The organism is Rubrobacter sp. M3-4, assembly GCF_059772285.1.
In genome coordinates, this window is sequence record NZ_JCBAJP010000007.1 from 57,590 (window position 1) to 80,408 (window position 22,819).

Sequence of the window (22,819 nt, forward strand, 5' to 3'; positions counted from 1 at the left end):
CGGTCGCCTCCGCCGAGAGGCTCCCGGCTCCGCCGACGTCCTGCCCCAGATCTTCCGGGCTTGCTGCCCCGACGGCGCCGGCCGTGGCCTTCTCGGACGGCGTGCCGCCTCCGTTGTGCCGCTCGGTCACGCTAGATACCTCCCACGAAACGTCCCGGGCTCATCGTGCCCGGAGGATCGAACTTCTCCTTGACGCGGCGCATCAGCTCGAAGGCATCACCCGCGTACCCCCACACCTCGGTCCTGCGCTTGAGCCCGACCGGGGCGCGGGCGAGCACGACGCTCCCGCCCCGCCGCGAGCGGATCTCGCGCAGCTCGGCGATGAGGTCCGAGATGTCCTCCTCTCCCCCGCCGGAGACGGCGGCGAAGGTAACCCCGCTCGCCGCATGCCCCCGCAGGCTCACCTCGAGACCGCGCCTCTCCGCAGCCCCGGTGACCGATTCGATCACCCCGGAGAGCTCCGCCGGCGGGGCGTTCACCTTGAGCTCGACCTCCGCGGGCTCCATCTCGGGCAGCACGCGCCCTTCCTCCTCGCGCACCTCACCGAAGGGCCTGAGCAGGAACCTCGCCGTCTCCACCTTCGCGCCGATGCCGCCGGGGATGCTCTCGAGCAGGACCGAGATCTCCCGGCGGTCACCGTCCCAGAGGAGCTCCACGGCGCTCGGCACGATCTGCGAGCTGGCCACGGCCCGGGCCGCACCCGCCGCGCCCCCGGCATCCTCCACCGCCACCGTCACCGTGCGGGCGACCTCGGGGATCGGGTGCAGCCGGAAGTTCGCCTCCGCGATCACCCCCAGCGTCCCCAGAGAACCGGTGAAGAGCTTCGAGAGGTCGTAGCCGGCGACGTTCTTCACGACCTTGCCCCCGGCCTTCGCCACCGTCCCGTCGGAGAGGACGACCCTTATCCCGATGATGAGATCCCGGATCGTCCCGTAGCGCAGCCGCAGCGGCCCGGAGGCGTTCGCCGCGACGACGCCGCCGATGGTGGCGCCGCGCTCCGGCGGGTCTATCGCGAGCATCTGGTTCGAGGCGGCGAGCTCTTCCTGCAGCTCGTCGAGCTTCACCCCCGCCTGCACCCGCAGGACCTGGTCCGCCGCGGCGTGCTCGAGCACCCTATCCATCCTCGTCATGTCCACGATGACCTCGGCCCGGTGCGGGGGGTTCCCGAGGTGCATCTTGGTCCCCGCACCGCGCGGCACGACCGCCGCCCCCGCACCGCTCGCGACCCGCATCAGCTCCGAGATCTCCTCGACCGATCCAGGCCTGGCCACGAAGGATGGGACCACCCCATCCACGGCGTCCTGCCGGGTGGCCTCGCGCGCGTGCTCCCCGCCGACGACGTTCTGCAGCTGCTCCAGAGAGAGATCGCGCGTCTGCATCAGAACATCTCCGCCAGGCCCGCCTCCTGCAGCGGGTGCATCCTGAAGGGGCCGGGACGCTCGCCGCAGAGCCGCGGGGTCGGGAAGACCTTGCCCGGGTTGCACAGGTGGTGTGGGTCGAAGGCGCAGCGCAAAAGCTGCATCACGTCCAGATCCTCGGCGGTGAACATCTCCGGCATGTACTTCTTCTTGTCCTCGCCGATCCCGTGCTCGCCGGAGAGCGAGCCGCCGTGCTCCAGGCAGACCCGGATGATCTCACCCGCGAGTTCCTCGGCCCTCCCGGCCTGCTCTTCCCCGTCGTAGAGGACGAGCGGGTGCAGATTGCCGTCCCCGGCGTGGAAGACGTTCGCCACCCTGAGGCCGTACTCGGAGCTGAGGTCCGAGATCTTCTTCAGCACCTCCGGAAGCTCGGTGCGCGGGATCACGCCGTCCTGCACGTAGTAGTCGTTCGAGATGCGCCCCATCGCCGCGAAGGCCGCCTTGCGCCCCTTCCAGAAGAGCGCCCGCTCCTCGTCGTCCCTGGCTACCCGGATCTCTGAGGAGCCGTTCTCCTCGCAGATCCTCTTCACCTGCTCGAACTGGCTCTCGACCTCCGCCTCCGGGCCGTCGAGCTCGACCAGGAGCAGCGCCCCGCACTCCGGGTAGTTGGGATGCACGGCGGCCTCGACCGCCTCCAGGCACAGAGAGTCCATCATCTCTATCCCCGCCGGGACGCAGCCCGAGCCTATGATCCCCGAGACCGCCCCTCCCGCCTTCTCGGTGTCCTCGAAGGCCGCGATCAGGGTCCTTATCGCCTCCGGCTGGCGCACGACGCGCAGCGTGATCTTGGTCGCTATCCCTAAAGTGCCCTCGGAGCCGACGAAGGCCCCGAGCAGGTCGTATCCCGGCTCGTCGGGGGCCTTGCCGCCCCCGAGGTGGACCATCTCCCCGTCGGGCAGCACCACCTCCGCGCCGGTTATGTGGTTGGTGGTGAACCCGTACTTCAGGCAGTGGACCCCGCCGGAGTTCTCCGAGCAGTTCCCCCCGATCGAGGAGACGAGCTGGCTCGAGGGGTCCGGCGCGTAGAAGTATCCCTCATCCGAGACGGCCTGCGTCACCCAGAGGTTTATCACCCCGGGCTCGACGACGACGCGTTCGTTCTCCAGGTCGACCTCGAGTATCCGTCGCATCCTGGAGAGCACGATAAGGATGCCCTTCTCCACCGGCAGCGCCCCGCCCGAGAGCCCGGTCCCCGACCCGCGGGCGACGAACGGGATGCCCTCCTCGTGGCACACCCTCACCACCTTTTGCACCTGCTCGGCGCTCTCGGGCAGGACGACCAGATCCGGGATGACCCGGTAGTTCATCAACCCGTCGCATTCGTAGGTGCGTAGCTGCTCGCGCTCGTGGATCACCCCCTCCGGCCCCAGGATGGACTCCATCGTCCTTATAAGCCGGCTGCGTTCCATCTGCCTGCGATCCCCTTTCTCCTCGCGTCGCCGAACGGCGTAGAGCTGGCCTCTCTCTGGAGCAATTCTATCCCGAAAACAGGATGGCTTCTCGCCGGGATGCAGTGGTACTCTGGGGGTTCGAGGAGGCCCGGCCCGGAGGGTTGTCGTCGTGAAGGCTTCCTGGCGGAAGGGGCTCTCCACCGGATCCTCCGGGTCAGGCCTCCGTCTTTCCTACCCGATCACCTTCTGCCTCTAACTTCGGGACCGAGCCTCTCCGGTCCGAGCTCCCGCTTGAGTATCTTCCCGGTTGCGTTCTTGGGTAGCTCCTCGACGAAGACGACGCGGCGGGGGTACTTGTATCTGGCGACCCGCTCGCGGGCGAAGGCTATGATCTCCTCCTCTTCCACCCTCGCCCCCTCCTTCGGGACGACCACGGCGACGACCTCCTCGCCGAGCTCCTCGTGCGGTACGCCGACCACGGCGACCTCGGCGACCGCCGGGTGCTCGTAGATCGCCTCCTCGACCTCGCGCGGGTAGACGTTGTATCCGCCGCGCACGATCATGTCCTTTTTGCGGTCGACGATGAAGATGTAGCCGTCCTCGTCCATCCTGGCCAGATCGCCGGTGTGAAACCAGCCGCCGCGCATCGCCTCCGCGGTCTCCTTTGGCCTCCCGTAGTAGCCCTTCATGATCGCGTGCCCGCGCACCACGAGCTCCCCGGTCTCGCCGCGGGGCACCTCGCGGTCGTCCTCGTCCACGACCCTCGCTTCGATCCCCCAGATCGGAAGCCCTATGGAGCCGACCTTGCGCTCTTCGGCGGAGCGGTTGAAGCAGACGACCGGGCTCGTCTCGGAGAGGCCGTAGCCCTCGAGTATCGTGATCCCGAACTTCTCCTCGAACCTCCTCAACACCTCGACCGGCATCGAGGCCCCGCCGGAGATCCCGAGCCTGAGCGAGGAGGTGTCGTATGCGTCCGCATCCGGGTGGTGCAGCAGGTACTGGTACATCGTGGGCACCCCGGTGAAGATGGTGATGCGGTCGCGCTCTATCGCCCCGAGCACCGCCTCGGGCTCGAAGCGCGGGATCATCGTGATCGTGTTCCCGCTGTAGACGAAGGTGTTCAGGACCGCGGTCTGACCGAAGATGTGAAAGAGCGGGAGCGCGGCGATCCCGGCGTCCTCCTCGCTGGTCTGCACGAGCTTGTCCGCGTTGCACACCGCGTTGTAGAAGAGGTTGAAGTGGGAGAGCTCGGCCCCTTTCGGCCGACCGGTGGTCCCGCTGGTGTAGATGATGACCGCCGTGTCGTCGGGCATCGTCTGCACGGTCTCGAACTCCGGCGGGTGCTGTTCCAGAAGCCCCCCGAAGCCGAGCGCCCCCTCGGACGCCACCTCCTTCTCCCCCGCCACGATCAGGTACCCGCAGCCGGAGGCCTCCTCGTATCCCCTTCCAGCCGCCTCCAGGAACCCATCCCAGGCGACGAGCGCCTCCGCCCCGGAATCCTCGAGGTGGTAGGCGACCTCGGGGCCCTGCAGGAGCACGTTCAGCGGAACGACCACCGCCCCGGCACGCAGGATGCCGTAGTAGGCGATGGCGAACTGGGGGACGTTCGGCACCATGATCGCGACCCTGTCCCCGGGCTCGATCCCGAGCGAGGACAGCGCGGCGGCGAAGCGCATCGACGCCTCGCGCAAAGCGGCGTAGGTGACCTTCTCCTCCCCGAGGACGAGTGCGGGCTTCTGCGGCCTCACCTTCGCGCTCTCGTCCAGCACCACCGTCAGGTTGAGCGACATAAGGGGTCCCTCCTATTCGACTCTGCGCCCCTCCTCATCGTAGGTGTACCATCCCCTGCCGCTCTTGCGGCCGAGCTCGCCCCGCTCGTACTTCTCGACGATGCTCTTCGCGGGTCTGTCCTTCGGGTCGCCGCTCTCCTCGTAGCGGGAGTTGGCCGCGTGGTAGGCGACGTCTATCCCGGTGAGGTCCATCAGCTCGAAGGGGCCCATCGGGTGCCCGAGCGCGGTGCGGCAGGCGGTGTCTATGTCCTCGAAGGAGGCGACCCCGTTCTCGTAGAGCCAGAGCGCCTCGGAGCGGATCGCGTGCAGGATGCGGTTGGCGACGAAGCCGGGAACCTCCTTGTTTATGACGACGGGTTCCTTGCCCACCCGGCGGGCCAGCTCCGCCGTGGTCTCCACCGTGGCGTCGGAGGTCTTCGGGTTTCTGACAACCTCGACGCAGCGCATCACCAGCGCCGGGTTGAAGAAGTGCATGTTGCAGACCAGCTCGGGGCGGCCGGTCGCATCGGCGATGCGCGAGGAGACGATCGTCGAGGAGTTGGTCGCGAGGACGGCGTGCCCGGGCGCCGCCCGGTCGAGGCGCCGGAAGACCTCGCGCTTCACGTCGAGCCGCTCGACGACGGCCTCTATGACGAAGTCCGCCTCCGAAGCCGGGCCCTCAAGGTCGGTGGTGAAGGTCATCCGACCGAAGGCCGCCTCGACCTCTTCGCGGCTCATCCGGCCTTTCTCGACGTTGCGGCCCATGCGCCGCTCGAGCTCTTCCCGCGCCCGCCCGAGCATCTCCTCCTCGATATCCTGCAGGGCGACCTCGTAGCCGGCCAGGGCGCAGACCATGCCGATCTGGGATCCCATAGCCCCGGAACCGACGACGAGTATCCTGCGGACGTTCTCTATGTTCGGCCCTGCCACGCCTACCTCCCCTTGAAGTTCGGCTCGCGCTTCTCCAGAAAGGCGCTCATCCCCTCGAGCTTGTCCTCGGTGGAGAGCAGGATCGCCTGCGCGAGGCGCTCGATGAGCATCCCGGTGCCCTGGTCGGTCTCGAAGCCGTGCTTGACGGCGAGCTTGGCGAGCCGAACGGCGAGCGGGCCCTTGGAGAGGATCGTGCGGCAGGTCTCGAGCGCGGCGTCCATCAGCTCCTGCGGGCGCACGACCCGCGAGACGAGCCCGATGTCGCGGGCCTCGACCGCGTCGATGATGCGTCCGGTCAGGATCATCTCGACCGCCCTTCCCTTCCCGACCAGGCGTGCCAGACGCTGGGTGCCGCCGGCCCCCGGGATGATAGAAAGCCCCGTCTCCGGCAACCCGAAGCGGGCGTTCTCCGAGGCGAGCCGGATGTCGCAGGCCATCGCGAGCTCGCACCCCCCACCCAGGGCGTATCCGTTGACCGCCGCGACGGTCGGCTTCTCGAACTCCTCCACCTCGTCGTAGAGCCGCTGCATCGGGGCCGCGATCCCGTCGAGCATCGTCCTCTCCCTCAGGTCGCCGATGTCCGCCCCGGCGACGAAGGCCCTCTCCCCGGCCCCGGTGAAGATGACGGCCCCGATCCCGTCGTCCTCCCGGAAGCGTTCGAGCGCGTCGCGCAGCTCCCGGGTGACCTGCGCGTTCATCGCGTTTCTGACCTCGGGTCGGTTTATCGTGACGACGCCGACGCCGTCGCGGTTCTCGGTCAGGATGGTCTCGTAGGCCAAGACAAACCCCCTATCTGAACGCCTCTATTCCGGTTATCGCCTCCCCGAGGATGAGGGTGTGCACCTCGTCGGTCCCCTCGTAGGTGCGCACGCTCTCCAGGTTGCTGGCGTGCCTCAGGGGAGGGTGGTCGAGGGTCACGCCGTTCCCGCCGAAGATGGTGCGGGCCTCGCGCGCTATCTCTATCGCCGCGCGCACGTTGTTCAGCTTGCCGAAGGAGATCTGCTGGTGCTTCAGGGTCCCCGAGTCCTTCATCCGCCCGATGTGCAGCGCGAGCAGCGTGCCTTTCTGGATCTCGATCATCATGTCCACGAGCTTCTTCTGCACGAGCTGGAAGGAGGCTATGGGCTTCCCGAACTGCTCCCTCTCCTTCGCGTAGGCGAGCGCCGACTCGTAGCAGTCGCGCGCTGCCCCCATCGCACCCCAGATGATCCCGTAACGGGCCTCGTTGAGGCAGGAGAAGGGCCCGCGCAGCCCTTTGACGCCCGGTAGCATCGCATCCTCCGGAAGCCGCACCTCCTCCAGATGCAGCTCGCACTGCACCGAGGCGCGCATCGAGAGCTTGGGCTCGATGTTCGTCGCGGAGAATCCGGGGGTGTCGGTGGGGACGAGAAACCCCCTGATGCCGTCGTCGGTCTTCGCCCAGACCACGGCTACATCGGCGATCGAACCGAGCCCGATCCAGCGCTTCGTCCCGTTCAGGATCCAATGGGCCCCTTCCTTGCGCGCCCGCGTCTGCATGCTCGCCGGGTCGCTCCCGGCGCCGGGTTCGGTGAGCCCGAAGCAGCCTATGGCTTCGCCCCTGGCCATGCGGGGCAGCCACCCGTTCTTCTGCTCCTCACTCCCAAACCTGTGTATGGCACTCATCGCGAGCGACCCCTGCACGCTGACGAAGGTCCTCAGCCCCGAGTCCCCGGCCTCGAGCTCCATGCACGCGAGCCCGTACTCGACGGCGCTCCTTCCCGGGCAGCCGTACCCTTCCAGGTGCATCCCGAGCACCCCAAGCTCGCCGAGTTCCCGCGCGAGCTCGCGCGGGAAGACGGCCCGCTCGTACCACTCGTTTATGTTGGGTCGAATCCTGCGATCCACGAACTCCCGCACCCTCTCGCGCACGCGCTTCTCCTCCTCGGAGAGGAGCGCGTCGAGGTCGAGGAAGTCGCCGGGATCAGGCCCCCGCCCCCCTTTCCTGCGCTCGCTCATTACAGGGAAAACCTCCAGCTTCCGTTCCTACCACGCGCATTCTAGCTTCTCCGCGGGCGGCCACACCTCCGGCGGCTACTGCTTCCTCGCGGCGAACACGCCGGCGAGGATCACGGCTCCTCCCAGGATCTGCGCGGGCCCGAGGCGCTCCCCGAGGGCGAGGATACCGGAGACGACGCCTATGAGCGTGATGAGATACTGGTAGACGAGAACCCGGTTAGCCCCCAGGCGAAAGACCCCTCTCTGCCAGGCGAAGAACCCGTAGGCGGCGACGAGAAAGGTGGAGTAGGCCGCTGCAGTCCCCGCAGCCACACCGGGATGTATCTCGTAGCTCTTGAGGAGCGCCCAGATCCCGAGCGGCAGGGTGGCGAGCCCGCCGAAGAGGGTCGTGTAGGCGGCCACGGTGATCGGCGGGTGGCGCCGCAGGAGTCGCATCCCGAGCACCGTGTACGACCCCCAGCACACGGCTCCTCCCATCACCAGCAGGTCCCCCGCGAAGGACGGGGCTGTGGAGCCCATCCCACCCGAGACGACCACCGTCACCCCCACCATGGCGATAGCCACACCCGCCACACCCCTTTTCGTCGGTCGCTCCTGCCCGAGCAGAAACCCGAGCAGCATCCCCCAGAGCGGAGGCGTGGCATAGATCAAAGCCGTCTCCGAGGCGCTCGTCATGCTCACCCCGAGCGTGAAGAGCGTGTTGTTGAGGCCCACCCCGACCACACCCACCCCGGCCATCCGGAGAAGCTCGCGCGCGCCGAGCGGCTCCCCAACCCCGGCGATCTTCCGGAAGGTCCACAGCAGAAGCCCCGCCAGCGTGAAGCGCAACGCGACGAAGACGAGGGGAGGGATCTCGAGGATCGCGTACTTGACCGCAACCGGATTGGTCCCGAGGAAGAAGACCGCCGCGAGGAGCGAGGCTTCGGAGAGAAAATCCCTGTGCGACGCGTCCTTCACGGGACGGATTCTACGCCCCTTTCACCCTCTCAGAAGCGAAAGAGAGGGACCCCGTCCGGGGTCCCTCTCTTCGGCGTGCGCGGAGGACGAGCCTCCGCTGCTGTTTTAGTGCTTCAGATCCGGGTTACGTTCTTCGCCTGCAGGCCCTTGCGTCCCTGCTCGGTCTCGAAGCTCACCTGCTCGCCTTCCTCCAGGCTTTTGAACCCGGAGCCCGCGATGCCGGTGTGATGCACGAAGACATCCTCACCCCCGTCGTCGGGCTTGATGAAGCCGTAGCCTTTCTCGGCGCTGAACCACTTCACGGTACCTTGGGCCATATACCTAAAGCCCACCTTTCTCTTCTTACGAGACCGCGGTGACCGGAACCGTCTCCCGGATTAGAGTCGACTTTCGGGCCGACGCAACCTCGTATCCTGCAACTTACCTTTTGGAGTATACCCCAAAGCGCGTCCGGGATCACCCGACGGAGGAAAACGACGCAAAAATAACTCCTACCTCCCCGCACACCGGCAGGCTCCCGCTCTGACCTCCTTTACGTGCCTCACGGGCACGTACATCTCGCACCCGAGCAGTCCCGGTCCGCGGGGAAGCCGTTCATCCCCACCCATCCCTTGCGGAACCGCCCGGCCCTTACGGCCGTATAACCGTGCGGCGGGAACCACGCCGAGCGAGAGGAAGGTAGATCCGCGATGTCCAGGAAGATGTTCGGAAGGGGCTGGTTTGTGGTGGCTCTGATCCCGGTGGCCTTGCTGCTCGCCAGCTGCGGAGGCTCCGCCTCCCAGGCCTCATCCGGTGGCAGCACCCCATCCTCACCAGGTAACGGCGGGCAGCAGAATGCCACCGTCCGGGTCGTCACGAATCCGAAGCTGGGCAGGATCCTTGCTGGCCCGAACGGGCACACGCTCTATCTGTTCACCGCTGACAGAAACGGCAGGTCCGCCTGTTCGGGTGTCTGCGCCGAAACCTGGCCGCCCCTCACGATCCACGGCAAACCCGTCGCGGGTCGCGGGGTTCAGCCGAAGAGGCTCGGCACGATCCCCAGGAAAGGTGGCGTGCAACAGGTCACCTACGACGGGCACCCACTCTATTACTACGCACCGGACGGCAAGACCGGAGACGTCAGGGGAGAAGGGATTGCGAGCTTCGGCGGAGAGTGGTACGCAGTCTCTCCGAACGGGCACCCGGTAGAGAATAAGGGTGGGAGCTCGGGAGGCTACGGTGGAGGGAGCTACTAGTCGGGGGCACCCGGACCATCCACGGCTCTCGGTGTAGGATAACCCCGATGGAGAGGGAGCAGAACGAGAGCGGGAAAACCTACACCTCCAGTTCGCATCCGCTGCACGTGGACTTCCTCAGCCAAGCGGACGTCCCCCTGCCCGGCCGCCTCGGGCTGTGCATGTGCCCCGGGCTCAAGGATCCCGAGCTCGATGGTCGGAGCTGGGACCGTAACCTGCGGGCGGACCTCCTCAGGCTGAAAGAGGTCTACGATACGCGACTGCTCGTCTCCCTCATGCAGGATCACGAGTACCACGCCTTCGGGGTCCCCGAGCTGTCGAAAAGCCCCCTGCTCCACGGGGTGAAGATAGAGCGCTTCCCGATCCGGGACGTGGACGTGCCGCAGGAAGCAGAGGCGGAACGCTTCGGAGCGCTGGTGCAGAAGATCGTCCGAAACCTCGACGAAGGCAACAACACGATCTTACACTGCCGCGCCGGGCTCGGGAGGAGCGGGACGGTCGCAGCGTGCGTCCTCGCCGCGCTGGGACGCCACACCCCGGAGGACGCCGTGGAAGCCGTGAGACGGGCGAGGCCCGGAGCACTGCAGACGCCTGCGCAGGTGGAGTTCGTCCATACCTTCGCGCGGAGGACGAAGGGGGAACGACACTAGCAAAGGAGCGCCGGCGTAAAGCCGGCGCTCCTCTCTTCTCTCCCCCGCCGTCTTCCCTAGGCGAGCCCCTCGGCCTGATACTCGCGCAAGAACCCCTCGAAGAGCCGGCGGTGCTCCTGCTCGTCGCGCAGGATGCCGATGACCATGTCCTGGGTGACGTGGTCGACGCCCTCGGTCTCCTCGATGATGCGCGTGTAGTGCTCTATCGCCCCCGTCTCCGCCTCGATGACGCCCTTTATGATGCTCACGATGTCGGTCTGTTCCTCTGGGGGTTGCAGGTAGCTCTGCTCGGGCTTGAAGTCCATCGAACCCGGGACAACCCCGTAGAGCTCCTTTATCCTGGCGGCGAACTGCTGGGCGTGGCCGAGTTCCTCCTGGATGTCCTCCTCGAGGGATTCTTTGATCTCCTGTGCTCTCACGCCGTCCGGGTTGACGGAGCCGGTGACGTAGTTCATCACCGTCTCGAGCTCCATGAAGTACGCCTTCTTGAGGAGCTCTATTATCTCCTCCCGCTTCTGGCTCATCTCCTCGGAGAAGATACCCTGGGCACCTCGTCCAGTCTCCATGCTTTCCGACCTCCTCTGATCTCTTGAAACACCGTTATCTAACTTCCCCGAAACGGTCGGGAGTAAACTCGGAGGTCGGGGTGCCACCTCGGAACGTCAACGCCCTCCCGCATGCTCCTGCAGGGCCTTCGGGTGGTAGCGCCGGATGTAATCGCGGTACTCCTTCACCTCGCCTTCCGTACGCTCCTCGTCCCACCCGAAGTGCCTCGCCGCCACCTTCGCCGCCGCCTCGTCTACGTCGAGCCCGGCCTCCCGGTCGAGCGCGGCCATGCTCCTCCTGAGGAGCACGTCGGAGAGCTTCTCGGCCATCTCCCGCTCGAAGGCGTAGAGAACCTCGGCACCGATGAGCCCGTTCTGTACGGTAGCGGGCGTGACGAGCGGCTCCCTGAGCGAAGGGTCTTCCCCGGCCATCTCGAGCACGTCCCACGCCCGGGCCCCGTAGAGCTTGAGCAGCCGCTCGGAGATCTGGGGCAGGAGCCCGCTCTCGGCCTTGAAGCGCTCCGAGAACGACTCGAAGTCGCCGGTCCTGCCGCCGGGCAGGGGAACGATTGAGGTCGCGCTCTTCGGCGGCTTCTGCCCGAGCTTCCTGTAGACCATGTCCGTCGTCTGACGCCCGAGGTTGCGGTAGGTGGTGAGCTTGCCCCCTATGATCGAGACGAGGCCTTCCAGACGCGGTTCGTGCCGGGCGTGATCGTAGACGATGTGGCTCCTCGTGATGCTGCCGGCGTCGGCGTCGGGCTCGTAGGGCAGCGGCCGGACACCCGCGTAGGTGTATAGTACGTCCTCGCGGGTGAGGCCTGCCTGCGGGATGACGTGGTTGGTCTCTTCGAGCAGGTACTCTATCTCCCACTCCTCGGCCGAGACGTAGTCGAGGTCCCCCTCGTAGGGGATGTCGGTCGTGCCGATGAGGTAGCGCCCGTTCCAGGGCACGATGAAGTAGGGACGCCCGTCCCTGCGGGCCTCGACGTAGAGCGCCTCGTTCTTGGGCGCCCCGGGGAACGGGTCGACGACCAGGTGACTGCCCTTGGTGCCGCCGATCATGCGCTTCGGGGAGAGGTTGCCCAGGACCTCGTCCACCCACGGCCCCGAGACGTTGACCGTGACAGGGGCACGGGCGACGCGGCGCCTGCCACCGTCGAGCAGGTCGGAGAACTCCACCCCGACCACGTTGGATCCCTCGCGCAAGAGACGCTCGACCTTCGCGTAGGTGATGACCATCGCCCCGTGCTCCCGCGCGCTGATGGCGTTCTCGACCGCCAGCCGCTCGGCGTACTCGGCCTGCGCGTCATAGTAGAAGGCGGCACCGAGCAGACCATCGGGGTTGAGCCCCGGCTCGCGCTCGAGCGCCTCCTCCCTGCCGAACATCCTGTGGCGCGGCATGCTCTTCTCGTAGGAGAGGATGTCGTAGGCGATCATCCCCAGTCGGATCATGCGCGGCCCGCGCTTGGAGCGCTCGTAGATCGGGACCATGAACCCGAGCGGCCTGACCAGGTGCGGGGCTATGCGCAGAAGGATCTCGCGATCGTGCAGCGACTCGCGCACCAGCGCCACCTCGTAGTACTCCAGGTACCTGAGCCCCCCGTGGATGAGCCTCGTCGCCCACTGGGTGGTCCCGTTGGAGATGTCCCCCTTGTCCAAAAGCAGCACTCTAAGGCCTCGCATCGCCGCGTCGCGAGCGATCCCGGCACCGTTTATCCCGGCCCCGACGATGATGAGGTCGAAGGGATACTGCTCTATGTCACTCGGTACCTTGCGCGCCATGGCGGCTCCTTCCTCTCGCTGCGTGACATCGCTTCGTATCAGGCTCCATACCCGGCCTCGGGAAGAGACGCGGCCCGATCAATGCAGCTTGGGCTCCGTCCTGGCCTGTCGAGCCGCCTCCATGCACTCCCGGGCATCGGCCCCCGCGGAGGCAGTGACCCCGGCCGCGAATGCCCCCTCGACGAACGGAGCATCGACCAGATGGACCCGCTCTCTGAGTTCCTCCCCGAGCATCTCGAGCACCGTCTCGGCCGAGAGGACCGCGCTCCCGAGGTCCATGAAGACGAGCACCTCATCGGATCCCATCTCCTCTATCGCGTTCTTTATCCTGTCCGGGTCGGTCCCGAAGGACCCTTCGGCATCACCTCCGACGGGCCTCACCTCGACCTCACCCGCCATCTGCCGCACGAGCTCCGCCGTGCCCGAGGCTATCTCGGGGCTGTGGGAGACGAGCACGAGCCCGACCATCCTCAAGCCTCCAGCGCCCGAGCCGCGGCGTCCAGCAGAAGATGCGTCGAGGTTGCTCCCGGATCTTTGTGGCCGGCCGCGCGCTCTCCCAGATAACTCGCCCTTCCACGCCGGGCCACGAGCGGGATGGTCGACTCCGCCCCCTCCGCCGCAGCATCGGCCGCAGCCCGGAGCACCCGACCCACGTCCCCCGATGACGCGGCCTCTTTCTTGGCAGCGGCCACGGCGGGCTCGAGCGCGTCGACCATCGTCTTGTCGCCGACCTCGGCCTTGCCCCTCTGCTTGATACCAGCGAGGGCCGCCTCCATCGCCTCCACCGCGTCCGAAGCATCCGGCTCTTCCTTGCCCGAAAGCGCCGAGGAAGCCCTGAGAAACGCCGTGCCGTAGAGCGGGCCCGCGGCACCACCCACCTTGCTGATGAGCGCCATCGAGACGGCCTTCAGCACGTCGGAGGGCGTTGATGCATCCATCCCCTCCAGGCGCTCCAGCGCGGCCTGAAAACCCCGGTGCATGTTCGTCCCGTGGTCCCCGTCACCTATCTCGGAGTCGAGCCGGGTCAGCTCCTGCCGGTGCTCCTCCATCGCGGCGGCCATGGCCCTCACGATCTCGATCACGGAATCAGCGGAACTCAACGGCCCTCCTTCCCGAAAGAAAAATACACGTCTCACAAGAAGGGGGAGGTCCGGCCTCCTGCGCCGGACCTCCATCCCCCCACCACACACACGACGGGATCCTACTCCCGCGTGGTACGCCCCCGGGGCTCGGCCTCCCGGTCGTCCCCAGCTCCACGCCGATCCACGTCGGTCTCGCCCTTGGGCTCCACCGCCGGGGTCGGCGGCTGCCCCCTGGAGAGGAGCACGTCCCGGATGAAGAAGTCGTAGACGTAGGCGCCGATAACACCACCCACCAGCGGGCCGACTATCGGGACCCAGAAATAGTTGCTGAACGAGCCCTTGACGGTCCCCGGCATGGCGACCTGCCCCCAGCCGGCGAGCCAGGCGAAGATCCTCGGGCCGAAGTCACGGGCGGGGTTGATTGCGTACCCGGCGTTCGCGCCGTAGGACATACCGATCGCCGCGACCGCCATACCGACGAGGAACGGGGCCAGGTTGGACAGAGGGGGCTGGTTGCGGTCGTCGGTGAGCGCGAAGACGAACATGACGAGGAACATCGTGCCCACGATCTGGTCGATGAGCGGCCCCACCATGTTCCCGTGGAAGTACGGGGCGGGGAAGGTCGCGAAGATCGAGAAGGTGGTGTTGGATGCGGGAGTTCCTCTGGTTATGTTGTTCGCCTGCTCGAAGCTCGCTATCGCGTTGTGGTAGACGAGATACACCAGGGCGGCGCCCACGAACGCCCCTACCACCTGGGCCACGATGTACGGTATGACCTTGCGCCACGGGAAGTCTCTCTTCGCCGCCAGCGCGAGCGTCACCGCCGGGTTTATGTGGGCTCCGCTTATCCCCCCGGCGACGTAGACGCCGAAGACGACCGCCATCGCCCAGCCCCAGGTTATGAGCAACCAGTCGCCGGAGGCCAGGAAGATGGTGTGCCCGTTCTCCGCCCGGCCCGACTGGTTGAGCGCGGCGACCGCCATGGCGACCACCCCGTCTCCGAAGGCGATGAGGACGAAGGTCCCCAGAAACTCCGCCGAAAGCTCACCCCACAACGTGGAGCGCCAGCCCCTCCTGGCTGGTGCTGCGGCCTGTGCCATCTCTCCTCCTTTCCTCTAGAACGGCCTGCCCGCCGCGACCGTGCAGGGTGCGGCGAGGTAGCGTTTCATCTCTTCATCCAGCTTCAGGAGCGTTATCGAGAAGCCCGCCATCTCGAGAGAAGTCATGTAGTCTCCGATGTAAGGCCGACGCCAGACTCGGATCCCCTCTCTCTCGAGAACCTCGTGCACGTGCTTGTAGGCGACGTAGAGTTCCATCAACGGCGTGCCGCCGAGCCCGTTGACGATCACGGCGACCTCGGAACCCGAGTAGTCCACCGAGTCGCCGAGGATCCTCTCGAGCATCTGGTCCACTATCCTGTCGGCGGGCTCTATCTTCTTGCGCTCGGCTCCGGGTTCGCCGTGGATGCCGATCCCGATCTCCATCTCGTCGTCCGCGATCTGGAAGATGGGCTCCCCGGCCTCCGGCGGCGTGCAGCTGGTGAGGGCCATCCCCATCGAGCGGACGTTGGCGTTGACCCTCTCGGCGAGCTCCTTTATCTCCTGTAGCTTCTTGCCGTCGTCGGCCGCGGCGCCGCAGATCTTGTGCACGAAGATCGTCCCGGCGATCCCGCGCCGCCCGCTGGTGTAGGTGGAGTCCTCGACGGCCACGTCGTCGTTGGTGACGACGTAGTCGGTCTCTATCCCCTCGGCCTCGGCGAGCTCCCCGGCCATCTCGAAGTTCAAGACGTCCCCGGTGTAGTTCTTGACGACGTAGAACACCCCGGCCCCGCCGTTCACGGCCTTGGTGGCCTCGAGCATCTGCTCGGGGGTGGGGCTGGTGAAGACGGCCCCGGCGCAGGCGGCGTCGAGCATCCCGGGCCCGACGTACCCGCCATGGGTCGGTTCGTGCCCCGAACCACCGCCGGAGACGAGCGCGACCTTGCCCTCGACGGGTGCGTCGGCCCGGACGACGACGTTGTGCTCGGGGATCAGCCGGATCAGCCCCGGGTTGGCGAGCTCCATCCCCCGCAGCATCTCCTCTACGACGCGCTCGGGGGCGTTGATGATCTTCTTCATCTTCTGCCTCCTCAGGCCAGCGGCGACTCGACGGCTTCTTTGGCCCACCGCCGGGAGCGCTCGAGAGCTTCCTTCCACCGGGCGTAGAGCTGCTCACGCTCCTCCTCGCCCATCTGCGGCTCGTAGCGCCGCCGGAGGCGCCAGCGGTTCACCAGCTCTTCTTTGCTCTCCCAGAAGCCGGTGGCGAGCCCGGCGAGGTACGCCGCCCCGAGCGCGGTGGTCTCGAGCGTCTCGGGGACCTCGACCGGAACGCCGAGGATGTCCGCCTGGAACTGCATCATCCAGCGGTTCGCCGCGGCCCCACCGTCGGCCTTGAAGCTCGGGAGCTTTATCCCGGAATCTTTCTCCATGGCCTCGACCACGTCGCGTGTCTGGTAGCACATGCTCTCGAGCGCGGCCCGCGCCAGGTGCGCCTTCGTGGTACCGCGGGTGATCCCGACGATGGTCCCCCGGGCGTAAGAGTCCCAGTGCGGGGCCCCGAGCCCCACGAGAGCCGGGACGAAGTACACGTCGTCGTTGGAATCCAGGCTGCGGGCGAGATCTTCTGTCTCAGCCGCGTTCTGGATTATCCCGAGCCCGTCCCGCAGCCACTGCACGGCGGCCCCGGTGATGAAGATCGCACCCTCCAGCGCGTACTCGACCGGCTCGTCCCCGAGCTTCCAGGCTATGGTGGTCAACAGATCCCCACCGCTGCGGATGCCCTCGGTGCCGGTGTTCATCAGCGCGAACGAGCCCGTACCGTAGGTGTTCTTGGCGAGCCCTCTCTCGTAGGCGATCTCACCGAAGAGCGCCGCCTGCTGGTCACCGGCGATCCCGGCGATCGGGACCTCGGCCCCGAACATGACGTCCGGGTCGGTCTTCCCGTAGACGTAAGAGGACGGCATGACCTCTGGAAGGATCTCGCGCGGCACGTCGAGCATCTCCAAAAGCTCGTCGTCCCACCTGAGGTCGTAGATGTTGTAGAGCATCGTGCGCGAGGCATTCGAGTAGTCGGTTATGTGCTCGCGCCCCCCGGTGAGCTTGTAGACCAGCCAGGAGTCTATCGTGCCGAAGCAGATCTCACCGGACCTGGCCCTCTCCCTCAGACCCTCGACGTTGTCCAGAAGCCACTTGACCTTCGAACCAGAGAAGTAGGCGTCGACCGTAAGCCCGGCTTTGTCCCGTACCAGCTTCTCGTAGCCGCGCGCGACGAGATCGTCGCAGATCCCCGCGCCCCTCCGATCCTGCCAGACGATGGCCCGGTGCACCGGTTCGCCGGTCCTGCGGTCCCACATCACCACCGTCTCGCGCTGGTTGGTTATCCCTATCCCCGCGAGCGAGCCGGCCGAGACCCCGGCGTCCTCGAGCGCGTCCTTTATGACCCCGAGCGTGACCTCCCAGATCTCGTTCGCGTCGTGCTCGACCCATCCGGGACGCGGGTAGTGCTGGGTGAATTCCTTCTGCGCCTCACCGACCGTGGCGCTGTCGTGGTTGAAGATTATCGCTCTTGAGCTCGTGGTCCCCTGATCGACGGCCAGTACGTATTCTCCCGGCATCCTTCCTCCTTTCCCTCCCCCGTTCTCCAAACCTGCAGAACGCCTCACGACACCCGCTCTTCCCAGCGCGTCCCCGTTCTCACCTCCTCCATTAGTGATCGACCGCGTACTCCCCAACAAACCGGAAGGGATCTCCACACCCCCGGCTTATAGTTAGAGAGCCCCGCGCAAAGCCGCGACGCGGCAGCCGCACGGCAAACCTATCGCAGCTTTGCGCGGGGCTCTCTCTTCTCTCTGCGCCCTGCGCAACGCAGATTTCTTTTGTTGTACATGTGTACTTTACAGGCTGGCGGGCTCCGCGTCAAGGGAGCGCCACAGGGTCGCGGTGCTGGTCGAGACTCCGGCCGCGCCGGCACCCACGATCGCACGCACCGTCTGCGGGTCTTTGACGAGCCCGCCGGCGAGGGTGAGCGGCTTGAGGATGCTGGCGTACTCGGCGGCGATCTCCGGGTAGACGATACCGGGCAGTATCTCCACGCCGTCTGGGTCGGCCTGGCGGATGAGCTTCATCCCGCGCCTGACGGCGCTGGAATCTATGGCGAAGAGGCGCTGGATCGTGAGCAGCTCGGTCTGCTTCGCGATCTCTATGACGTGGCGGTGGGTGGAGATGATCCCATCCACCCTGCCGGAGAGGAATCCGAGCCCGCTGGCATCGGAGGCTATCCCGCCTACCATGTCCACGTTTATGCAGACCGGGGGTCGACGCCGGGCGCGACGACAGAGATCGACGATCTTGAAGACGTCCCCACCGAGGACGAAGATGGCCGGGTGGTCCCCGGCGAGCAGTTCCTCCAGCGTCTCGTCCGGAGCGCGCACCGCGGGTATCACAGGGTTCTCGGCCAGCGCGAGGAGCAGCCGGCGCACGAGCGGCTTGGGCTCCTTTCTCTCGGCTTGCTTCACCATGTTTCTCCTCTACTACCCCGCTCAGCGCGGCAGCCATCGGCGACAGAGACGGCCGGGCGTATGAGACCGACCACGCCTCGAGCTTAACCCACCGATCAGTGCTGGTCAACGCCGCTGGCGGCGGCTCCTCCCGCTGAGGGGGTTATACTCTCCGCGAGATGGACGAGCGAACGAGGATAAGGCTCACCAAGTACTCCACCAAGGCCGGTTGAGCGTCGAAGTTCGCTCCAGGGGACCTGGAGCAGGCACTTTCGGAGCTCGTTCCCGGCGACGCCGACGGACTCGTGAGCGGGATGGAGAGCCGCGACGATGCGGGCTACGTCCCGTTCGGGGGTGGCCTCTTGCTGCAGACGGTGGACTTCTTCACCCCGATCGTGGACGACCCGTACCGATTCGGCCAGATCGCCGCGGCCAACGCCCTCTCGGATGTCTACGCGATGGGCGGCGAGCCCCTTACCGCGATGAACCTGGTCGCCTTCCCCTGCTCGCTCGACCTCGGCATACTGCGTGAGATCCTCGCCGGAGGCCTCTCGAAGATAGAGGAGGCCGGAGCGCGGCTGTGCGGTGGACACTCGGTCCAGGACGACGAACCGAAGTACGGCCTCTCGGTCACCGGATTCGTCGAGAAGGAGCACGTCACCAGAAACGCCGGGGCACGCCCCGGGGATAAACTCGTCCTGACCAAACCTCTGGGCACCGGCATCCTGACCACCGCTCTCAAGCGCGACCTTCTCCCGGAGAAGCACCTCGAAGAGACCGTACGCTGGGCCACCCACCTCAACCGCGGCGCCCGCGACGCGGCCCGCGAGGTCGGCGTCTCCGCCGCCACGGACGTCACCGGCTACGGGCTGCTCGGCCACCTCTCAGAGATGCTCGAGGCGAGCGGGACAGGGGCGATCGTGCACCGGCGTAGCGTCCCGTTGCTCGATCGCGCCTCTTCGCTCGCCGCAGAGGGCTGCTACCCCGGCGGCCTGAACAACAACCGCACCTATCTGCAGGAGAAGGTGCATCCGGATGGCGTATCGGAGGAGGAGCTCCTGCCGCTCTACGACCCGCAGACGAGCGGAGGCCTCCTGCTCTCGGTCCCGGCAGACAAGACCAGAGCGCTGGTGCAGGCACTCAAGGCCCGCGGGGAACTCGCGGCCGTCATCGGGGAGATCACTGAGGACTCCGGGGTCAGGGTGATCCCCTAGCGGGTGACGACGTCCAGCCTGCTCGCCCCGCCGGAAAGCACGATCTCGTAGTGGTCTCCCGAGCCCCCGTAACCCGTGCTCTGCAGCCTTAGCGTCCCCCCCACCGCGCCGAGTCGCTGGCCGTCGAAATCCAGCCTGCTGACCCCGCCCTTCACCACCATCCGCGCCGCGGCTTCCCGGGGGCGGCTCAACGTTATGCCGCTCGCCCCGCCGGAGATGCGCACCGGCACCTTACCCTCCGGTTCGGGCAGCGAGACCTCCACCTTGCTGGCCCCGCCTTTGATCTCGAGCGAGGAGAGCTTGAGAACCGCGAGGTCCGCCACGAGCTCCGAGGCCCCTCCCCGAACCTCGATCTCCCACGGGATTCCGGCGTTCAGCGTGACCCTCCCGGACCTCCTGCGCCACTCCATCGGCCTGAAGCGCCGCGGATAGCGGATGGTGACGGTGCCGCCCTTCTCCCTCACCTCGGGAGAGGGCCCCTCGAAGTGCGCCCTGTAGAGTTCCTCAAGGTCCGGGTCGGCGTGGATGGTCACCCGCGACGCCCCGGCCGCGAACACCAGCCTCCCGCGCTCCACCCCACCGAGCGGTGATACGAACTCCCCTCCCTCTCCCCCCCGCAGCTTGTAGATCTCAGCCCTGGTCATGGCGTTGCGGCGCCTCAGAAAGTCCACCAGGAAGGCCAGCTGCTCGTCGTCGTAGTCGGAGACCAGCCCGGCCCAGGACCTCCCGATGGAGTCGAAGATCGGACCGGCCTTACGCATGAACTCCTCGTTCGGAACCAGCCGGACGATCACCCGCCGGCGGTCCTCAGGATCCCGCTCCCGCCGCACCAGCCCAACCCTCTCCAGCCGGTTGATAAGACCCGTGATCGCCCCGGTCGTCACCCCCGTCATCTCCGCGAGCTCACCCGCCGTCGCCGGTCCAGTCATGTCCAGTATGTTCACGACCTGCAGGTCTATCGCGTTCAACCCGACCCTGTCCGCTATGGCCCGGAAGAAGAACTCCCCGAGCACGTTCGTCTGGCGAACCTCCCTCTCAAGCTCCGCCAGCAACTCCTCGCGTTTTTTCGGCGACCCACTTGACAACTTCCTCACCCCCGTTTATTCTGCTATTAGTTTATCAGCTAAAATATTTTTTGAATTTCCTGTTAGCAACTAAACTTATTGTAGTGTAGCACGTTCTTGGAGGTGGCTGATCATCAGGTGCCCCTGACCGAAGACATAACCACCGGATAGTTCTACCGGGTGGCTCGCCAGGACGGCGCGCAGCCCGCTCAGATCACGGACACCAAAGAAATACAGCGTGCCCAATGATGCAGGAGAAACGAAGATGCAGAAGAAAACACCACACCCGAATGACGAAGCCGCCATCCAGGGTCTCATACAGGAGTTAGGTGAGGCCTGGGACCGGGGTGATGCCGACGCCTACGCCTCCCTGTTCACCGAAGACGCCGACTACGTCGTCTTCGACGGAACGCATCTCAAAGGACGCCAGGAGATCGCCGAGGCCCACCGGCCGCTCTTCGAGCGGTTCATGAAAGGCTCCCGCCTCGTCACCGAGTCCTCCTCGCTGCGCTTCCTCTCACCCGACGTGGCTCTCATCCACAGCATGGGAGCCATCCTCCGGGCACACCAGAATCATCCCTCGAGCCGACGGCTCTCAGTCCAGACGATGGTCGCCGTCAGAGAAGGAGAGGAAGGCTGGCGCCTCGCCGCGTTCCAGAACACCCGCTACCGGCCGTTCGCCCGAACCCTCCTGGGACGACTGCTGGCGCTCGCACGCTTCACGCCACGCCCGGGATGAGGCGGACAGCCTCCCAAAAACGCTTATCTTCTTGACAAACCTCCCCCCTGTGCTAGATATTTAGCCGGCTAACCAATTGATTGGGTAGGAGTCTGGCAGTGAACCGCGGAAGCGGAGAAGAGATCAGAGAGACCACCGGGCATCTGCTGGCTCGGGTGAGCAGGGCTCACCGGGGCAGGGTCGGGCGTGAGCTGGCGGAGCTCGGGCTGCACCCGGGGCAGGAGCTGGTGCTGGCGGAGTTGTGGCGGGAGGACGGTCTGCGGGTGTGCGAGCTGGCCGGGAGGCTCGGGGTGGAACCGCCGACGGCGACCCGGATGGTCCAGCGTCTGGAGCGCTGCGGGTTCGTCGAGCGGCGGAGGGATCCCGAGGATGCGCGCAGCTTCCGGGTGTATCTGTCCGGGCGAGGACGGAGTGCGGTCGAACGCGTCTTCCGCTGCTGGGAGCAGGTCGAGCAGGAGGCGCTCGACGGTCTGAGCAGTGAAGAGAGGGCTCTTCTGCGAGGTCTTCTGGAGAGGGTACGAGGCAACCTGGAGGGGGTGACGGGCGTTAACGGGTAGCGGCTGTCGGGTAGCCTGTGTGTAGCGATCCAGAGAGGAAAAGGAGGTCGGTCGTGAAGGATCTTTCGCAGCTCGTGCTGAGGGGGACTGCGGGGACGCTCCTCGCCGGGCACGGTTCGCAGAAGCTCTTCGGGTGGTTCGGGGGCCCCGGACCCGAGGGGACCAGGGGGATGATGGAGGCTCTCAACCTCAAGCCGGCCGAACGCTGGGCGCTCGTCGGCGGTGCCTCGGAGTTCGGTGGCGGCGTGCTCACCGCGCTTGGGCTCCTCCACCCGGTGGGGCCGCTCGGGATCATCGGGGCGATGGCGATGGCCACGCGCAAGGTGCACTGGGACAAGCCGATCTGGGTGACAGAAGGCGGCGCGGAGCTCCCGGTGACCAACATCGCGATCGCGCTCTCGCTCATGCTCTCCGGGCCCGGCCGGTATTCGCTGGATCGGCTCTTCGGCATCCGGCTGCCCGGCTGGGTGGGGCCGGTCGGCCTCGTGGTCGCGCTCGCTATCGTCGCGAAAGCCGTTCAGGAGAGCGAGGAGCAGGCGCAGGAGGAGGGAGAGTAGTTGAGCGAGAAGACTTCCTCCGTCATCCCGCATAAGTTCGAGGATCTGCTCGGGAGCAAGGCCCTGGCCCACGTGGCGACCATAGGTCCCAAAGGCGAGCCGCAGAGCAACCCGGTGTGGTTCGACTGGGACGGAGAGTACATAAAGTTCAGCCAGACCAAGACGCGCCAGAAGTACCGCAACCTCAGGCGCGACCCGAGGGTAGCCCTCTCGATCGTCGATCCCGAGAACCCTTACCGCTACCTCGAGGTACGCGGTGTGGTGGAGCGCATCGAGGACGATCCGAACTTCGACTTCATAAACGCGATGGCCAAGAAGTACCTCGGGGTGGACGAATACCCCGACCGGCGGCCGGGAGAGGAGCGGGTGATAATCTACGTCCGTCCCGAGCACACCACCCACATGGGCTGAAGACGCC

At 66.4% G+C, this 22,819-nt stretch carries 24 protein-coding genes; 7 read left to right on the forward strand and 17 right to left on the reverse strand.

Going from position 1 to position 22,819, the window contains the following annotated elements; all coding sequences use genetic code 11:
* Positions 1–131: 131 nt before the first annotated feature.
* The 8 genes from AC6EKW_RS09505 to AC6EKW_RS09540 form a co-directional block, all read right to left on the reverse strand.
* Positions 132–1,379: an FAD-binding oxidoreductase gene (locus AC6EKW_RS09505; protein WP_273887669.1), complete on the reverse strand. Its 1,248-nt coding sequence runs from the start codon at positions 1,377–1,379 to the stop codon at positions 132–134.
* Positions 1,379–2,827, reverse strand: coding sequence for an FAD-linked oxidase C-terminal domain-containing protein (locus AC6EKW_RS09510; protein ID WP_273887670.1), 1,449 nt, complete (start codon positions 2,825–2,827; stop codon positions 1,379–1,381). Before AC6EKW_RS09510 ends, AC6EKW_RS09505 begins: the two co-directional genes overlap by 1 nt.
* 221 nt (positions 2,828–3,048) lie before the next feature.
* The gene (locus tag AC6EKW_RS09515) at positions 3,049–4,599 is read right to left on the reverse strand and encodes a long-chain-fatty-acid--CoA ligase (protein WP_498514265.1); all 1,551 of its coding nucleotides are present in this window, start codon (positions 4,597–4,599) and stop codon (positions 3,049–3,051) included.
* Between the two features lie 12 nt (positions 4,600–4,611).
* A complete protein-coding gene (locus AC6EKW_RS09520) occupies positions 4,612–5,508 on the reverse strand; it encodes a 3-hydroxyacyl-CoA dehydrogenase family protein (RefSeq protein WP_273887672.1) in 897 nt (298 codons plus the stop codon).
* Positions 5,509–5,510: 2 nt separating this feature from the next.
* Positions 5,511–6,287, reverse strand: a complete 777-nt coding sequence (locus AC6EKW_RS09525; protein WP_273887673.1) for an enoyl-CoA hydratase/isomerase family protein — start codon at positions 6,285–6,287, stop codon at positions 5,511–5,513.
* A 10-nt stretch (positions 6,288–6,297) separates the two neighbouring features.
* Positions 6,298–7,485 carry an acyl-CoA dehydrogenase family protein gene (locus AC6EKW_RS09530; protein ID WP_273887675.1) on the reverse strand — a complete coding sequence of 396 codons (1,188 nt, stop codon included), beginning with the start codon at positions 7,483–7,485 and terminating at the stop codon, positions 6,298–6,300.
* A gap of 75 nt (positions 7,486–7,560) precedes the next feature.
* Complete coding sequence (locus AC6EKW_RS09535; RefSeq protein ID WP_273887676.1) at positions 7,561–8,442, reverse strand: DMT family transporter; 882 nt, start codon at positions 8,440–8,442, stop codon at positions 7,561–7,563.
* Between the two features lie 113 nt (positions 8,443–8,555).
* Positions 8,556–8,759 carry a cold-shock protein gene (locus AC6EKW_RS09540; protein WP_273842462.1) on the reverse strand — a complete coding sequence of 68 codons (204 nt, stop codon included), beginning with the start codon at positions 8,757–8,759 and terminating at the stop codon, positions 8,556–8,558.
* A 372-nt stretch (positions 8,760–9,131) separates the two neighbouring features.
* On the opposite strand from AC6EKW_RS09540, the gene AC6EKW_RS09545 reads away from it, so the two are divergent.
* Both AC6EKW_RS09545 and AC6EKW_RS09550 read left to right on the forward strand, forming a co-directional pair.
* The gene (locus AC6EKW_RS09545) at positions 9,132–9,677 is read left to right on the forward strand and encodes a COG4315 family predicted lipoprotein (protein ID WP_498514266.1); all 546 of its coding nucleotides are present in this window, start codon (positions 9,132–9,134) and stop codon (positions 9,675–9,677) included.
* A gap of 47 nt (positions 9,678–9,724) precedes the next feature.
* Entirely contained in the window at positions 9,725–10,327 is a 603-nt protein-coding gene (locus AC6EKW_RS09550) for a cyclin-dependent kinase inhibitor 3 family protein (protein ID WP_498514267.1), read from the forward strand.
* Positions 10,328–10,383: 56 nt separating this feature from the next.
* On the opposite strand, the gene AC6EKW_RS09555 is transcribed toward AC6EKW_RS09550, so the two are convergent.
* From AC6EKW_RS09555 to AC6EKW_RS09590, 8 genes are all read right to left on the reverse strand, one after another.
* Entirely contained in the window at positions 10,384–10,893 is a 510-nt protein-coding gene (locus AC6EKW_RS09555) for a ferritin-like domain-containing protein (protein ID WP_498514268.1), read from the reverse strand.
* A gap of 96 nt (positions 10,894–10,989) precedes the next feature.
* On the reverse strand, positions 10,990–12,654 hold the full coding sequence (gene glpD, locus AC6EKW_RS09560; protein ID WP_498514269.1) for a glycerol-3-phosphate dehydrogenase: 1,665 nt from the start codon (positions 12,652–12,654) through the stop codon (positions 10,990–10,992).
* 78 nt (positions 12,655–12,732) lie between these two features.
* Positions 12,733–13,122 carry a dihydroxyacetone kinase phosphoryl donor subunit DhaM gene (gene dhaM, locus AC6EKW_RS09565; RefSeq protein WP_273887681.1) on the reverse strand — a complete coding sequence of 130 codons (390 nt, stop codon included), beginning with the start codon at positions 13,120–13,122 and terminating at the stop codon, positions 12,733–12,735.
* Between the two features lie 2 nt (positions 13,123–13,124).
* Positions 13,125–13,754 (reverse strand): dihydroxyacetone kinase subunit DhaL, encoded by a 630-nt coding sequence (gene dhaL, locus AC6EKW_RS09570; RefSeq protein ID WP_273887682.1) that lies wholly within the window; start codon positions 13,752–13,754, stop codon positions 13,125–13,127.
* Between the two features lie 101 nt (positions 13,755–13,855).
* Entirely contained in the window at positions 13,856–14,836 is a 981-nt protein-coding gene (locus tag AC6EKW_RS09575) for an MIP/aquaporin family protein (protein ID WP_273887683.1), read from the reverse strand.
* Positions 14,837–14,851: 15 nt separating this feature from the next.
* Positions 14,852–15,853 (reverse strand): dihydroxyacetone kinase subunit DhaK, encoded by a 1,002-nt coding sequence (gene dhaK / locus AC6EKW_RS09580; RefSeq protein ID WP_273887684.1) that lies wholly within the window; start codon positions 15,851–15,853, stop codon positions 14,852–14,854.
* 11 nt (positions 15,854–15,864) lie between these two features.
* Positions 15,865–17,388: a glycerol kinase GlpK gene (gene glpK, locus AC6EKW_RS09585; RefSeq protein ID WP_498514270.1), complete on the reverse strand. Its 1,524-nt coding sequence runs from the start codon at positions 17,386–17,388 to the stop codon at positions 15,865–15,867.
* Positions 17,389–17,667: 279 nt separating this feature from the next.
* Entirely contained in the window at positions 17,668–18,288 is a 621-nt protein-coding gene (locus AC6EKW_RS09590; protein ID WP_498514271.1) for a glycerol-3-phosphate responsive antiterminator, read from the reverse strand.
* Positions 18,289–18,449: 161 nt separating this feature from the next.
* Between AC6EKW_RS09590 and selD the strand changes: the two genes are divergently transcribed.
* Positions 18,450–19,484, forward strand: a complete 1,035-nt coding sequence (gene selD / locus AC6EKW_RS09595; protein WP_273887688.1) for a selenide, water dikinase SelD — start codon at positions 18,450–18,452, stop codon at positions 19,482–19,484.
* Here selD and AC6EKW_RS09600 read toward each other — a convergent pair.
* Positions 19,481–20,578: a MarR family winged helix-turn-helix transcriptional regulator gene (locus AC6EKW_RS09600; protein ID WP_498514272.1), complete on the reverse strand. Its 1,098-nt coding sequence runs from the start codon at positions 20,576–20,578 to the stop codon at positions 19,481–19,483. The genes selD and AC6EKW_RS09600 overlap by 4 nt on opposite strands.
* A 235-nt stretch (positions 20,579–20,813) precedes the next feature.
* Here AC6EKW_RS09600 and AC6EKW_RS09605 point away from each other — a divergent pair, with 235 nt between their 5' ends.
* The 4 genes from AC6EKW_RS09605 (at position 20,814) to AC6EKW_RS09620 (ending at position 22,812) form a co-directional block, all read left to right on the forward strand.
* Positions 20,814–21,287, forward strand: coding sequence for an SgcJ/EcaC family oxidoreductase (locus tag AC6EKW_RS09605; RefSeq protein WP_498514273.1), 474 nt, complete (start codon positions 20,814–20,816; stop codon positions 21,285–21,287).
* A 98-nt stretch (positions 21,288–21,385) separates the two neighbouring features.
* Positions 21,386–21,844, forward strand: a complete 459-nt coding sequence (locus AC6EKW_RS09610) for a MarR family winged helix-turn-helix transcriptional regulator (RefSeq protein WP_273887691.1) — start codon at positions 21,386–21,388, stop codon at positions 21,842–21,844.
* Between the two features lie 53 nt (positions 21,845–21,897).
* Positions 21,898–22,401 carry a DoxX family protein gene (locus AC6EKW_RS09615; RefSeq protein ID WP_498514274.1) on the forward strand — a complete coding sequence of 168 codons (504 nt, stop codon included), beginning with the start codon at positions 21,898–21,900 and terminating at the stop codon, positions 22,399–22,401.
* The gene (locus tag AC6EKW_RS09620; protein WP_498514275.1) at positions 22,402–22,812 is read left to right on the forward strand and encodes a PPOX class F420-dependent oxidoreductase; all 411 of its coding nucleotides are present in this window, start codon (positions 22,402–22,404) and stop codon (positions 22,810–22,812) included.
* Positions 22,813–22,819 lie beyond the last annotated feature (7 nt).